Origin of the sequence: Burkholderia sp. Z1 (assembly GCF_014893795.1) — a bacterium.
Lineage (GTDB): Bacteria > Pseudomonadota > Gammaproteobacteria > Burkholderiales > Burkholderiaceae > Burkholderia > Burkholderia theae.
The window spans coordinates 3,461,164-3,475,121 of sequence record NZ_JACFYL010000002.1; the positions used below are offsets into that span (position 1 = coordinate 3,461,164).

Consider the following 13,958-nt stretch of genomic DNA (forward strand, 5'->3'; position numbering starts at 1 on the left):
TTCGAAATGAGCAACCTGAATGGCAAGACCGCAGTCGTCACGGGCGCCGCGAGCGGCATCGGCAAGGAAATCGCACTCGAGCTCGCCAAGGCAGGCGCGGCCGTCGCGATCGCCGACCTGAACCAGGACGGCGCGAATGCGGTCGCCGACGAGATCATCAAGGCGGGCGGCAAGGCGATCGGCGTCGCGATGGACGTGACGAACGAGGAAGCCGTGAACAGCGGCATCGACAAGGTGGCCGAAGCGTTCGGCTCGGTCGACATCCTCGTGTCGAACGCGGGCATCCAGATCGTCAACCCGATCGAGAACTACTCGTTCGCCGACTGGAAGAAGATGCAGGCGATCCACGTCGACGGCGCATTCCTGACGACGAAGGCCGCGCTCAAGCACATGTACAAGGACGATCGCGGCGGCGTCGTGATCTACATGGGTTCGGTGCACTCGCACGAAGCGTCGCCGCTGAAGTCGGCATACGTGACGGCCAAGCACGGGCTGCTCGGCCTCGCCCGCGTGCTCGCAAAGGAAGGCGCGAAGCACAACGTGCGTTCGCACGTCGTGTGTCCGGGCTTCGTGCGCACGCCGCTGGTCGACAAGCAGATTCCGGAGCAGGCGAAGGAGCTCGGCATCAGCGAGGAAGAAGTGATCAAGAAGGTGATGCTCGGCAACACGGTCGACGGCGTGTTCACGACGGTGCAGGACGTCGCGCAGACGGTGCTGTTCCTGTCGGCGTTCCCGAGCGCCGCGCTCACGGGCCAGTCGTTCGTCGTCAGCCACGGCTGGTTCATGCAGTAACGTCCTCGCCTCCCTGACGGGAGGCAATTCCCGCACCTTGCCTTTCCTCTCCGCCATCCATGGCGGGATTTCCCGGAGCAATTGATGAAGCCGCACGCCCGAACAGAAAAGCAGGCCGTCGACGCGGCGGACCTGCAACACGAAGCCGGCGCGCCGGCCCCTGCGCGGTCGCTGCCGTACGAGACGATCGCGCTCGTCCTGCAGGGCGGCGGCGCGCTCGGCGCGTATCAGGCCGGCGTGTTCGAAGGGCTGCACGAGGCGGATGTTCCGCTCGACTGGATCGCGGGCATCTCGATCGGCGCGCTCAACACCGCGCTGATCGCCGGCAATGCGCCCGAGCATCGCGTCGAGCGCCTGCGCGAATTCTGGGAAACGATCTGCCAGCCGGCGTTCTTTCCCACGATTCCGGCCGCGTTCGAATTCGCGCTGTTCAACAGCATCGACCAGATCCGCACGTTCTTCACCGCGTCGCAGGCTGCCAGCGCGATGATGCAGGGCCAGCAGGGATTCTTCGTGCCGCGCTTCCCGCCGCCGCTGCCGGGCGTGTCCGACCATCCTGAAAAGATCAGCTGGTACGACACGTCGGCGCTGCGCGCAACGCTGCTGAAGCTGTGCGACTTCGACCGGATCAATTCGGGCGAGACGCGCGTGTCGGTCGGCGCGGTCAACGTCGGCACCGGCAACTTCGTGTACTTCGACAACTCGCGTATTCGCCTCGCGCCCGAGCACTTCATGGCGTCCGGCGCGCTGCCGCCCGCGTTCCCGCCCGTCGAGATCGACGGCGAGTATTACTGGGACGGCGGCGTCGTGTCGAACACGCCGCTGATGGAAGTGCTCCGCGCCCGGCCGCGCCGCGACACGCTCGCGTTCCAGGTCGATCTGTGGAGCGCGCGCGGGCCGCTGCCGCGTACGATGGCCGACGTCGCCGAACGTACGAAGGACGTGCAGTATTCGAGCCGCACGCGTTTCGTCACCGACACGCTGCAACGCGAACAGCGTTACCGCAACGTGCTGCGCCACGTGCTCGACCAGGTGCCTGAAGCGCAGCGCAAGGCGGATCCGTGGTGCGTCGAGGCCGATGCGATGTCGTGCAGCAAGAAGTACAACATCCAGCACCTGATCTATCAGCAGAAGGCGTACGAGCATCACTACAAGGACTATCAGTTCGGTCTGTCGACGATGCGTGACCACTGGTCCGCGGGTCTCGACGACATCCGCAAGACGCTCGCGGTGAAGGACGGCCTCGCGCTGCCCAACAACGACGCGGGCTTCGTGACGCACGACATTCACCGCCGCCGGTAATGCGCTGCGCGACGGATCGGCGCGATGCATGCGCCGGTCCGTCCTCCTCTCCGATCAGACATGCCGATTTTCATTGCACTGTTCGCGCTCATCGCTGCTGGATGGGGCGCGGTTCACCTGTTTCACGTCATCGCCGCGCAGTTCGGCCAGCCGGTCGCGATCGCCGCCGCCGTGCTCGCCGCCGCGATCCTGATCGCGCTGGTCGCGTGGTGGATCAAGCGCCGCCGCGACATCGCACCGAACACGAAGGAAGAAGGCTGGACCCACGTCGTGCATCGCGCGTGGGGCGAGTTGCGCGTGTCCGCGACGCAAGGGCTGCTGTGGCTGTCGCATGACGGCGCGGACGGTCGTTATACGCTGTCGCAGCTCGACGGCTGCCAGGCCGCGCCGATCGGCGGCCGCTGGCATCTCGTCGTGCGCGTGCGCGACGCCGTGCGCAGCGAATGGAAACTGCCGATGACGGACAAGCGCGATGCGCAGCGCTGGGCGCGCGTGCTGATGCTCGCGAAGAACAACCGGCTGTGACGGGCGAATCGTGTGGCGCCGTTATCACGCAAGTTCAACGGTGATTTGCACAGCGTTGCGCCGCTCACGTTTCGACGTAAAACGCGCCGCCGCGCACGCACGGTTCAACTTCCCGTAAAAGCTCACCTTTGGCCGTTCTCAGGCCGTATCGTCACTCGCTGCGGCATTCAGGCCGGCCAGCGTCTCCGCCAGAAAATCCACGCATACGCGTACTTTCGCCGACGCCGCGACACGTTCCGGATAAACGGCCCAGATGTTCGCGGGCTGGGTTGCGTCCGGCAGCACGCGACACAACGCGCCGCTTTCAATCAGCGGCCCCGCTTCCCAGATCGAACGCAACACGATCCCGCGTCCGGCCAGCGCCCATTGCACGGCGACCTCGCCGTGGTTCGTCGACAGCGCGCCGCCGACCTTCACCGTTGCCGTTTCTCCTCGCACGTTCAGCCGCCACACGCCGAACGGGTGATCGCGCTCCTTGATGGCAAGGCAATCGTGCGACGCGAGATCCGCGAGCGAGCGCGGCGTGCCGCGCCTGGCGAGATAGTCGGGCGACGCGCACAGCACGCGGTAGTTCGCGGCGAGGCGGCGCGCGATCAGATGATCGGAGATGTCGTCGCCGATGCGCACGTCGAGGTCGTAGCCTTCGCCCGCGACGTCGACGAGCCGGTCGAACAGATCGAGGCGCACGTTCAGCTGCGGATAGCGCACGGTGAAGTCGAGCAGCGCCGGCGCGACGACGTGCCGGCCGAAGCCGAAGCTGCTCGACATGCGCAGCGTGCCGCGTGGCACCGTGCGCGTCGTCGACACGTCCTCGACGAGATGATCGACGTCGTCGAGAATCTTTTCAGCGCGCGCGAACACGCGTTCGCCGGCTTCCGTGACCGTCACGCGGCGCGTCGAGCGATGCAGCAGGCGCGTGCCGAGCTGCGCCTCGAGCAACGCGATACGCTTGCTGACATAGGCGGGCGACACCGCGAGCTGCTCGGCAGCCGCGCTGAAGCTCGTCAGGCGGACGACCAGGCTGAACACGCGCAGGTCGTCGAGGTTCGGCGATTTGTTCACGATTCGTGGAAAGTCGATTAACCTTTCGCGCGATTTTAATCCAGATGGAAATAAATAGAATGACGTCACGCGCCGCTGCCTCCCCCGGCAGCCGGCCGACCAGCCAAGGAGCTTTGCATGACCGACAGGACCTACAGAATTGCCGTGATCCCCGGCGACGGCATCGGCCGTGAAGTGATGCCCGAGGGCCTGCGCGCACTCACCGCCGTGACCGCGCGTTTCGGCATTCGATTCGATTTCGTGCAGATCGACTGGGCCAGCTGCGACTACTACGCGCAGCACGGCAAGATGATGCCGGACGACTGGAAGGCGCAGTTGTCGGGCATGGACGCGATCCTGTTCGGCGCGGTCGGCTGGCCCGCGACGGTGCCCGATCACATTTCGCTGTGGGGCTCGCTGCTGAAATTCCGCCGCGAGTTCGACCAGTACATCAACCTGCGGCCCGCGCGCCTGTTCGACGGCGTGCCGTCGCCGCTTGCCGGCCGCCATGCGGGCGACATCGACTTCATGATCGTGCGCGAGAACACCGAGGGCGAATACTCGTCGGTCGGCGGCACGATGTTCGAAGGCACCGAGCGCGAAGTCGTGATGCAGCAGTCGATCTTCACGCGTCACGGCACCGAGCGCGTGCTGAAATTCGCGTTCGAACTCGCGCAGCGGCGCGCAAAGCGCCTCACCGTCGCGACGAAAAGCAACGGCATCGCGATCAGCATGCCGTGGTGGGACGCGCGCGCGGCCGAGATGGCCGAACGCTATCCGGAGATCGCCGTCGACAAGCAGCACATCGACATCCTGTGCGCGCGCTTCGTGCTGCAGCCGGACCGCTTCGACGTCGTCGTCGCATCGAACCTGTTCGGCGACATCCTGTCGGATCTCGGGCCGGCCTGTACCGGCACGATCGGCATCGCGCCGTCGGCGAACCTCAACCCCGACCGCACGTTTCCGTCGCTGTTCGAACCCGTGCATGGCTCCGCGCCCGACATCGCGGGGCAATACATCGCGAATCCGGTCGCGATGATCTGGTCGGCGGCGATGATGCTCGACTTCCTCGGCAATGGCGCGGGCCCCGAACACGAAGCGCACGATGCGATCGTCGCCGCGATCGAGGACGTGCTGCGCACCGGGCCGCATACGCGCGATCTCGGCGGCCAAGCAGGCACGCAGGAAGTGGGCGAGGCGATCGCCGCGCGGATTGCGGGCTGACGGTCGAACCCGGCGCGAGTGATCGCGCCGGGCAAGTTTCATGCATCAGCCGGCGGTGAGCAACACGCGATGTGTTTGCGCACCCGTGCAAGTTCCGATGCGCATGCGGTGAAGTCGAGCGGTGAGCAACGACACACCGCAACGCGCACTGCTTGCGCTGTCTCTCGTCGCAATCGATTCGATCGGTGAGTTGCACATCACGTGCACGCACACCGATCGCCAACACAGCGCCAAATCCGCTCGATGGGTGAGATGCACCGCGCGGTGAAGCACACCGTTGCACGTCGACACGTGCATCACGCGATATCGATGTGCACAACAGGTCCCGCATGCACGGTGCAATGCCACGTCGATCTGTTCGAAACACACAGTCCGACGCGACATTTCACCTCGTCCCGAAAAACCTCACCTTTGGCGCGCAGCTCCCGAATTTCCTCACCATCGAACCCGGGTGATGCGTCCAACGATCCGTTGAACGGATGCGAACCTCACAGCCCGAGATCGGACAGCTCGGGATGATCGTCCGGACGGCGGCCGAGCGGCCAGTGATAAAGACGATCTTCCTCGCGAATCGGCAGGTCGTTGATGCACGCGTAACGATGCGCCATCAGGCCGTTTTCGTCGAACTCCCAGTTTTCGTTGCCGTACGAACGGAACCAGTTGCCTGCATCGTCATGCCATTCATACGCAAAGCGCACCGCGATGCGATTGCCGCCGAACGCCCACAGCTCCTTGATCAGCCGGTAGTCGAGTTCGCGCGTCCATTTCCGCTGCAGCAGCCCGACGATCTCGTCGCGGCCGGTCACGAATTCCGCGCGATTGCGCCATTGGCTTTGCGGCGTATAAGCGAGCGACACGCGCTGCGGGTCGCGCGTATTCCACCCATCCTCGGCAGCGCGCACCTTCTGGCGCGCCGATTCGAGCGTAAAAGGCGGAACGGGCGGACGGACTTCGGGGGAAGCTGACATGAGTTGCTCCTGTTCAGGGTTCTGGCCGCGGACACCCGCGGCCGGTTCGGATTCGCTGCTTCGGCTACCGTGACACGGTGTCGAGCAGCAGTTCGGCTGTCGCGCGCGCATCGCGCGCCGCGTTTGCATCGCCGCTGACGAGCGCCACGCCGATCGCGCCGTCGATCAGCACGAGCCACTGACGCGCGATGCGCGCGAGCCCGCGGCGCTCAATGCCGGCTTCGTCCGCATACGCATCGAACCGCTCGCGTACGAACGCCAGCAGGCGTGCCTTGTGCGCCCGCGCGACGACGCGCACGGGATCGTCGGCGTCGGGCATCTCGCCCGACGCGTTCAGGAACGCGCAGCCGTGAAAGTCGGGCTGCCCGAACCAGTCGCGCAGCACCTCGAACATGCCGAGCAGCTGCGCGCGCGGCGTCTTGCCGCGCGCATGGGTTGCGTCGACGAACCAGCGCATCCAGCGCTCGTCGCGGCGTTCGAGCGCGGCCACCACCAGCGCCTCTTTCGATTCGAAATGCGAATAAAAGCTTTTCCGTGCGGCGCCGGAGCGCTTCACGATCGCATCGACGCCGGTCGCGTGGATGCCGCCCGAATAAATCAGCGCTTCGGCCGCATCGAGCAGCCGGTCGCGAACGCCTGGTTCGCCGGAGGGGTCGTGATGTGTGTTCATGGGTTTACGGTAGAACGATCGTTCTCCATCGTCAACACCCATGTGAAAAAGCCCTGCCAGCGAGAGGGCTGATCCGCTGTGTGAGCGCGCGACGAGGCCCGCCGCGTTTACGACATTTTTTCTTGAAGCGGATACGTGACGCTCACTACACTTCGGTCACCCTGTCTGGGCGAAAGGACATCATGCAGCGACCGGAATCCGCGCGCCCCGCGCGCGCCTATGCGGCTTATGCGAAGCGGCTCGACGGCCGCGTCGTCGTGCGGCGCTTCGACCCGCGCAGCGATTCGTACGACGCGTTGACCGCACTGCTGCATCGCGCGTTCGCACCGCTCGGCGCACTGGGCTTCAATTGCCCGTGCGTCGATCAGCCGCCCTCGGCGACGCGCGAACGCGTGCTCACCAGCGAGTGCTTCGTCGCGCTCGGCAACGCGCATCTGGTTGCGACGATGACGATGCATTCGCACGATCCCGATTCCCGCTGCGATCCGTATCGCAGCCGGCACGTCGCGACGCTCGGCCAACTGGCCGTCGATCCTGTCTGGCAGGATCGCGGCATCGGCCGTTCGCTGCTCGCGTTCGCACAGCGGCGGGCCGCCGCGCGCGGCGCGACGCACCTCGCGCTCGATGCGCCGTACGCGGCGGTCCGGCTCATCGATTTCTATCGTCGCGAAGGCTTTCAACCGGTCGACGTGATGCGCTTCCCGGGACACAACTACGACAGCACGATCCTGTGCAAATCCGTCGGCATCGCGTACGACCGCATGCCTGCCTGCGACACGACGCAGATCGACGTCGCGCGGCAAGCCGGTGCGACATCATGAAACACGATATGCCGAAGCACGACGGCGGCGACGATCGCGCGCACCTCGACGTGAAGCAAGCACGCGTGCGTGCGGCGCTGCGGCTGCGCGGCGTGATGAAGCTGACGCTCATCACGATCGCGGTTGCGCAGGTGCTGACGCTCGCGTTCGAGAGCCTGCTGGTCGCGGCCGGCTTCGCGCCGGAAGCGGCGACCTTGCTGCTGTTCCGCTTCGTGACCTGCGCGCTCGTCAGCTTCTGGCTGCAGGCGGATGCGCTACGCGCCTATCAGTCCGCGGCGCAACACGGGTTCGTCACGACTCCCGGCACGCACGGCAATCTGATCGACGTGGCGCCGCAGTGCCCGAAACGCTGGCTCGTCGTGTTGAGTCTTCAGCTCGACCCGCGCGGGTTGAATGGTGAACGGATCAAGTAGCGGTCCGCGCACCGCACGATGCCGATCGCATCGCGCATGAGTGAGTTGCAACGAGGCTCGCGGGCTCACGGTTGGCATCGCGGTTCGGCACGGCACGGCATCGCAGACGGTGCGCAGCGAACGATCGCCATGCAAGTGAAGCAGGGGAGTACGCGGAAGAGGAAAAACAGGCGCCGAATGGCGTGATGGGGAAGCGATGCGGAAGCGGCAGGCCGGCGCCGACAGGTGAAGCGAACGTGCGATTGCAGGTCACCGATGCGCGATCGCGTCGCGATTCGGCACGCCAACACAGCTCCCGAAAAATCTCACCTCAAGCCCGGATGCGCGCGTTCCGGCCTCGAAAACGCAGCGGCAAACGAAAGCGGGGCAGGCGGCGAACGAGCCGCGCTGCCCCTTCGGCACTCAGGCCGTCCAGTCGAGAATCACCTTGCCGCTTTCGCCGGACAGCATCGCGGCGAAGCCTTTCTCGTAATCGTCGGCCGCAAAGCGATGCGTGATGATCGGCGACAGGTCGAGGCCGCTCTGCAGCATCGCGACCATCTTGTACCAGGTCTCGAACATCTCGCGGCCGTAGATGCCCTTGATCTCGAGCCCCTTGAAGATCACCTGGTTCCAGTCGATCGCCGTCTGCGCGGGCGGAATGCCGAGCAGCGCGACCTTGCCGCCGTGGTTCATCGCCTCGAGCATGCTCGTGAACGCGCTCGGCACGCCCGACATCTCGAGACCGACGTCGAAGCCTTCGGTCATGTGCAGGTCGGTCATCACGTCGCGCAGCGACTCGCGTGCGACGTTGACCGCGCGCGTCGCGCCCATCTTGCGCGCGAGTTCCAGCCGGTAGTCGTTGATGTCGGTGATGACGACGTTGCGCGCGCCGACGTGCTTCGCGATCGCGACGGCCATGATGCCGATCGGGCCCGCGCCGGTGATCAGCACGTCTTCGCCGACGAGGTTGAACGACAGCGCCGTGTGCGTCGCGTTGCCGAACGGATCGAAGATCGACGCGAGATCGTCGGAGATCTCGGGCGGAATCTTGAACGCGTTGAACGCCGGGATCGCCAGATACTCGGCGAACGCGCCTTCGCGGTTCACGCCGACGCCGACCGTGTTGCGGCACAGATGCCGGCGCCCCGCGCGACAGTTGCGGCAGAAACCGCACGTGATGTGCCCTTCGCCGGATACGCGATCGCCGATCGCGAAGCCGCGCACTTCCTGCCCCATCTCGACGATCTCGCCGACATATTCGTGACCGACGTGCATCGGCACGGGAATCGTCTTCTGCGCCCAGTCGTCCCACTTCCAGATATGGATGTCGGTGCCGCAGATCGCCGTACGGCGGATCTTGATCAGCACGTCGTTGTGGCCGACTTCGGGACGCTTCACGCGGGTGAGCGTAAGGCCGGGGCCGCGCTCGAGCTTTGCCAGTGCTTTCATGGTCGCGCCTCCGTCAAATGATGCCGAGCGACTTGCCGACGCGCACGAACGCGGCGACCGTCTGGTCGATCTGTTCGGGCGTATGCGCGGCGCTCATCTGCGTACGGATGCGCGCGCGGCCGCGCGGCACGACGGGGAACGAGAAGCCGATCACGTAGACGCCCTCGCCGAGCAGCTGGTCGGCCATGTTCGTCGCGAGCTGCGCGTCGCCGAGCATCACCGGGATGATCGGATGCGCGCCGGGCACGAGCGTGAAGCCGGCTTCGGTCATCTGCTCGCGGAAACGCGCGCCGTTCTCGCGCACGCGCTCGCGCAGCTTCGCACCTTCGTCGCTGCCGAGCAGTTCCAGCACCTTCAGCGATGCCGCGGCGATGCTCGGCGTGAGCGTGTTCGAGAACAGATACGGACGCGAGCGCTGGCGCAGCAGTTCGACGACCTCGCGGCGCGCGGCGACATAACCGCCCGATGCGCCGCCGAGCGCCTTGCCGAGCGTGCCCGTGATGATGTCGACGCGGCCTTCGACGCCGCAGTGCTCGGGCGTGCCGCGACCGTTCGCGCCGATGAAGCCGACCGCGTGCGAATCGTCGACCATCACGAGCGCGCCGTAGCGATCGGCGAGATCGCAGATGCCTTTCAGGTCGGCGATGATGCCGTCCATCGAGAACACGCCGTCGGTCGCGATCAGCTTGTGGCGCGCGCCCGCCGCATCGGCTTCCTTGAGCTTCGCCTCGAGGTCGGACAGGTCGTTGTTCTTGTAGCGAAAGCGCTTCGCCTTGCACAGGCGGATGCCGTCGATGATGCTCGCGTGGTTCAGTTCATCGCTGATCACCGCATCGTTCTCGTCGAGCAGCGTTTCGAACAGCCCGCCGTTCGCATCGAAGCAGCTCGAGTAGAGGATGCTGTCCTCGGTGCCGAGAAACGCGGCCAGCGCGCTTTCCAGTTGCTTGTGCACGGATTGCGTGCCGCAAATGAAGCGCACCGATGCCATGCCGAAGCCGTCCTGGTCGAGGCCGGCCTTCGCCGCGCCGATCAGGCGCGGATCGTTCGCCAGCCCCAGATAGTTGTTCGCGCAGAAATTGAGCACGCCGGCGCCGCCGGCGAGCCGCACGGCCGCCGCCTGGGGACTCGCGATCTCGCGTTCGGTCTTGTAAAAACCGTCCGCGCGGATCTGGTCGAGCGTCCCGCGCACCTGGGCGAGAAAAGCATCACGCATCGCAAAGCTCCTGACAGGGATTCGCATTCCGCGGCGCGCCGCTCGTGGCGGCGGCGCAACGGCCTGCTACTGTTATAGTCGGTCGTTCGGTTGACCGCATTTATCCGATATTCCGAACTAGAATTCGAAATACCGAACAACTCTAAGCGAACGGAATCCAAATGGCAAGTTCCTCCGGATCGCGGCGCACGCCTGCCAGCGCCGCACCGCAGCCGCCGGCCGTCACGCCGCCGCGTGTCGGCGAGCAGATCCAGCGGCTGCGCAACGAGCGCAAGCTGACCCTCGACGACCTGTCGCGCGCCGCCGGCGTATCGAAATCGATGCTCTCCGAAATCGAACGCGACAAGGCCAATCCGACCATCGCCGTGGCCTGGCGGCTGACGAACGCGCTCGGCATCACGCTCGACGAGCTGTTCTCGCAGCCGAAGGCGCCCGAGACGATCCGCGTGGACGGCCCACACGACATTCCGACGCTCGCCGGCCACGACGGCCGGTACCAGTTGCGCGTGTGGGGCCCGATCGACCTCGCCGGCAAGTTCGAGTGGTACGAGCTGACGCTGCCGGGCGGCGGCGCGCTGGTATCGAACGCACACGAACCCGGCACGCGCGAGCACCTCACCGTGCTGCAAGGCGCGATGGAGATCGAGGCCGCCGCGGCAAGCCGGCGCCTGAAGGTCGGCGACACCGCGCGCTACCCGGCCGACGAGCCGCACGCGATCCGCAACCCCGGCAAGGCCGAGGCGCGGGCACTGTTGATCGTGATACACCGCTGACGGCGCGTATAGCTGGCCAAAGGGCCAGTTGCGGAAAAGACTGTATATTTGTACAGTATACGGACATTCCGCCATGCATGGGCCGGAGCTGGCGCACCGAGGCGCCCGCCCCGGTCGACAGGAGCCTGCAATGACAGAAGAACAAGATTTGGCCGCGCTCAGCTTCAAGGCTGCCGCACACGACCTCGAGCTGATCGTCCGCCATATTGCCGGGCGCTACATCCGCCAGCGCGTGCCGCTGACGTGGCGCCTGCTGCACGCCATCGAAGCCGAGGCGCTCGCCGATCTCGGCTTTGCCAGCCGCCACGAGGCCGGCATGCGTCAATTGTTCGAACGGCCGTCGGACATGACGTTTCCCGAAACGGACGACCCGATCGACTTCGGGCGCTCGAATGCGCTGCCCGCCGTCTTTTCGTTCGCGGTGCTCGCGTACGAAGCCGCGGCAACGTCGCACGACACCGCGTCTCGCGCGCGCGCTCACCGTCCGTCCAAGGCGTGGGGCGACTGACTGCCAACCCGGGCCGCCGCGCATGGCGGCTTGTCCAGCCTCTTGCTGCCCGAGACGTTGCGGAAAGGGCTACCATATACGCAACTAACGGAATAAATCACATGTCCCTTCCCGCCTCTCCCGACACCCCGGCACGCCCGGAAGAAAAGGATCTGTTCGATCGCGGCGCATCCGACTGGATCGTGTCGCCCGAAGCCGCATTCGACGCGTGGCTGGCCATGCAGGACTATCGCCGCTCGTCCGCCGACGTCTATCGCGCACAATGGGGCGCATTTCTCACGTGGATGCGCACGCATCAAAAGAATCTGGCCACGGTCGATACGGCAACGATCGCGAACTTCGTCGGTGAGCTGTCGATCCGGAAAACCCAGAAAATGCGTTATCTGCGGCTGATCGAACGCGTGCTCGACCACATCCGGCGCACCGAGTACGCATCGACCAACCCGGCCCGCTTCATCGCTCAGGATGGCGAAGCGAACTGGCGCAAGGCACGCGACAACGAGCCGACCGGTTTCCTGACACCGGCCGAACGCGCAACGTTGCTCGCGTATCTGTTTTCGCCGATCGGCGTATCCGGTTCCGCGTACTGGAAGGAGCGCCGCGATCGCGCGCTCGTGGCGGCATTTCTCGGCGCCGGCATTAAAACCGGCGAAGCGCGCGCACTTACGATTAGTTGCATCAATACGAGCAACACGTCGCTGCAGATCCAGGCGACGCACCCGGATTTCGCACGCGAAACCCATCTGGCCTCGTTCGCGATCGCACTGCTCGAGGCATGGCTCACCGAACGCAAGCGCCAGGAAATTCCGGGGGAACTCGTGTTCCCGGCATCGCATGCCGGGCGGCCGATGCACAAGGCGACGATGCTGCGCGCCATCGACGCGATCGTCGAATCGGCCGGGCTCACGTCGTCACGCACCGCTCGCGCGAGCCCGCAGACACTGCGCAATACCTACGCGGCCGAACTGTTCGAAAACGACGTGCCGCCCGAACGGGTCGGCAAATGGCTGGGCTTCATGCGGCCGATCTCGTCGAACCGCCTGCATCGCGCCTGGAAAAACTGGCGCGACGGGCTGGTTGACGGTGACGCGTCCGACAGCGACGAAACTCACTGATCCGGAAACGGCTGCTCACGCGAAGCGATCCGTGAGCAGCCTTGCGTGACGCAGCCTCACCGTTCCACTCCTCCCGAAAAACCTCACCTCAAGCGCGCCGGACCGTCTTGCCTGTGCGGTGTCGCCGTCCGCGGATCAGGTGTGTGCAAAGCGAGTGATGGCTTCGAATCGGGACGGCCACGCGCCCGAAGCGTGTTCACACTCAGGGCACGCCACTTCAAAACCCTCTTCACCATGCGACAGTTCCGGCTCGCCATCGCAATGCGGGCACTGAGTCGGTACCGTGATCTCGGAATCCAGTGAGGTCCCGATCGCGGAAAACGCGTCCGCATCCAGTTGCCCCGCATCGGCCAGGCGCCGGATCAGCACGGCGATTTCCGGATTCATTTCACGGCTCGCGCGCAACGAACTCACGTCGCGCGTCGCCCGTTCCAGTTCATCGCTCTGGGTGCGCAACTGTTCTTCGAGCCGATCGGCGCGAGCCTTGGCCGAGCTCAATTGCTGCAGGAAATCGAATTCCTTGCGCTGAACGTCGCGCAAACCGCTCTGGTAGGTCGACGCCATGCTGCGCAGCGAGTCCAGCTCGACCAGCATCGGCTTCACGCGGCGTTCGGCTTCGGCCACCGCGTCCTTGATTTGCTGCGCGTAGTGCTCGGTGCGTTGCTGCAATTCGGCTTGCAGCGCATCGATGCGGTCGCGCAGCGTGGCGTTCTGCGCCTGCTCGGCGTCGATACGGCCGGCGGCCGCGGTCAGCTCCTTCTCCAGTCGGGCGACTGTGGTGAGCAACGTCGCTTCGTTTGCCGAACCGTGCGTCGTCTGCGACGCGAGTTGAACCTCGAGTTCGGTCACGCGTGCCTGCAATTGCTCGTTGCGGGTTTCGCCGCGGGCGAGCGCGCCTTCGAGCGTCTCCTGGCGCACGGTTGCGTCGCGCAACCGTTGTTCGGCGTCTGCGACGCCGGCGCGAACCTGCTCGCGATCGCCGTCGAGACTGTCGCGGGCCGCTTTCAACGCTTCTTCATATAGTGCGCCGAGCAACGCGCCGGCCTTTTCCTCGACGGCCTTCGGGATTGCCGCACCGTCGAGCCTGATCTTGGACGCGGAACGGATGCGCTCCCAGAAATGATCGATGTCTTTCGGGATGTCGCTGGCGCTGCCGGTTTGG

The 13,958-nt window shown here is 65.5% G+C and carries 15 protein-coding genes; 9 read left to right on the plus strand and 6 right to left on the minus strand.

All coding sequences use genetic code 11. The features are described from left to right. Positions 1-6: 6 nt before the first annotated feature. The 3 genes from H3H55_RS32375 to H3H55_RS32385 all read left to right on the plus strand — a co-directional run bounded on the left by H3H55_RS32375 (position 7) and on the right by H3H55_RS32385 (position 2,619). Positions 7-792, plus strand: a complete 786-nt coding sequence (locus tag H3H55_RS32375) for a 3-hydroxybutyrate dehydrogenase (RefSeq protein WP_048250646.1) — start codon at positions 7-9, stop codon at positions 790-792. A gap of 84 nt (positions 793-876) precedes the next feature. After that, positions 877-2,094 carry a patatin-like phospholipase family protein gene (locus tag H3H55_RS32380; protein WP_048250647.1) on the plus strand — a complete coding sequence of 406 codons (1,218 nt, stop codon included), beginning with the start codon at positions 877-879 and terminating at the stop codon, positions 2,092-2,094. Positions 2,095-2,154: 60 nt separating this feature from the next. Beyond that, on the plus strand, positions 2,155-2,619 hold the full coding sequence (locus H3H55_RS32385) for a hypothetical protein (protein WP_193102018.1): 465 nt from the start codon (positions 2,155-2,157) through the stop codon (positions 2,617-2,619). A gap of 138 nt (positions 2,620-2,757) precedes the next feature. Here H3H55_RS32385 and H3H55_RS32390 read toward each other — a convergent pair whose 3' ends face one another. Continuing rightward, on the minus strand, positions 2,758-3,681 hold the full coding sequence (locus H3H55_RS32390; RefSeq protein ID WP_193102020.1) for a LysR substrate-binding domain-containing protein: 924 nt from the start codon (positions 3,679-3,681) through the stop codon (positions 2,758-2,760). 117 nt (positions 3,682-3,798) lie between these two features. Between H3H55_RS32390 and H3H55_RS32395 the strand changes: the two genes are divergently transcribed. After that, positions 3,799-4,884 carry a tartrate dehydrogenase gene (locus H3H55_RS32395; RefSeq protein ID WP_193102022.1) on the plus strand — a complete coding sequence of 362 codons (1,086 nt, stop codon included), beginning with the start codon at positions 3,799-3,801 and terminating at the stop codon, positions 4,882-4,884. A gap of 488 nt (positions 4,885-5,372) precedes the next feature. Here H3H55_RS32395 and H3H55_RS32400 read toward each other — a convergent pair whose 3' ends face one another. Together H3H55_RS32400 and H3H55_RS32405 are read right to left on the minus strand one after the other, a co-directional pair. Next, a complete protein-coding gene (locus tag H3H55_RS32400; protein ID WP_193102024.1) occupies positions 5,373-5,852 on the minus strand; it encodes a DUF1348 family protein in 480 nt (159 codons plus the stop codon). 64 nt (positions 5,853-5,916) lie between these two features. Further along, entirely contained in the window at positions 5,917-6,522 is a 606-nt protein-coding gene (locus H3H55_RS32405) for a TetR/AcrR family transcriptional regulator (RefSeq protein WP_193102026.1), read from the minus strand. Positions 6,523-6,704: 182 nt separating this feature from the next. Between H3H55_RS32405 and H3H55_RS32410 the strand changes: the two genes are divergently transcribed. After that, on the plus strand, positions 6,705-7,343 hold the full coding sequence (locus H3H55_RS32410) for a GNAT family N-acetyltransferase (RefSeq protein WP_193102028.1): 639 nt from the start codon (positions 6,705-6,707) through the stop codon (positions 7,341-7,343). Next, on the plus strand, positions 7,340-7,756 hold the full coding sequence (locus H3H55_RS32415; RefSeq protein ID WP_193102030.1) for a hypothetical protein: 417 nt from the start codon (positions 7,340-7,342) through the stop codon (positions 7,754-7,756). Before H3H55_RS32410 ends, H3H55_RS32415 begins: the two co-directional genes overlap by 4 nt. 402 nt (positions 7,757-8,158) lie before the next feature. On the opposite strand, the gene tdh is transcribed toward H3H55_RS32415, so the two are convergent. Beyond that, the gene (tdh, locus tag H3H55_RS32420; RefSeq protein WP_021163717.1) at positions 8,159-9,187 is read right to left on the minus strand and encodes an L-threonine 3-dehydrogenase; all 1,029 of its coding nucleotides are present in this window, start codon (positions 9,185-9,187) and stop codon (positions 8,159-8,161) included. Positions 9,188-9,200: 13 nt separating this feature from the next. Further along, positions 9,201-10,400 (minus strand): glycine C-acetyltransferase, encoded by a 1,200-nt coding sequence (locus tag H3H55_RS32425; protein ID WP_129516114.1) that lies wholly within the window; start codon positions 10,398-10,400, stop codon positions 9,201-9,203. Positions 10,401-10,561: 161 nt separating this feature from the next. Between H3H55_RS32425 and H3H55_RS32430 the strand changes: the two genes are divergently transcribed. The 3 genes from H3H55_RS32430 (at position 10,562) to H3H55_RS32440 (ending at position 12,796) form a co-directional block, all read left to right on the plus strand. Then, positions 10,562-11,173, plus strand: a complete 612-nt coding sequence (locus H3H55_RS32430; protein WP_193102032.1) for a helix-turn-helix domain-containing protein — start codon at positions 10,562-10,564, stop codon at positions 11,171-11,173. Between the two features lie 130 nt (positions 11,174-11,303). Then, positions 11,304-11,681 (plus strand): DUF2471 family protein, encoded by a 378-nt coding sequence (locus H3H55_RS32435; RefSeq protein ID WP_129516113.1) that lies wholly within the window; start codon positions 11,304-11,306, stop codon positions 11,679-11,681. 101 nt (positions 11,682-11,782) lie between these two features. Further along, positions 11,783-12,796, plus strand: a complete 1,014-nt coding sequence (locus tag H3H55_RS32440; RefSeq protein WP_193102034.1) for a tyrosine-type recombinase/integrase — start codon at positions 11,783-11,785, stop codon at positions 12,794-12,796. Positions 12,797-12,931: 135 nt separating this feature from the next. On the opposite strand, the gene H3H55_RS32445 is transcribed toward H3H55_RS32440, so the two are convergent. Then, positions 12,932-13,958 (minus strand): DNA-binding protein (locus tag H3H55_RS32445; protein ID WP_193102036.1); only part of this gene is annotated, 1,027 nt, incomplete at its 5' end.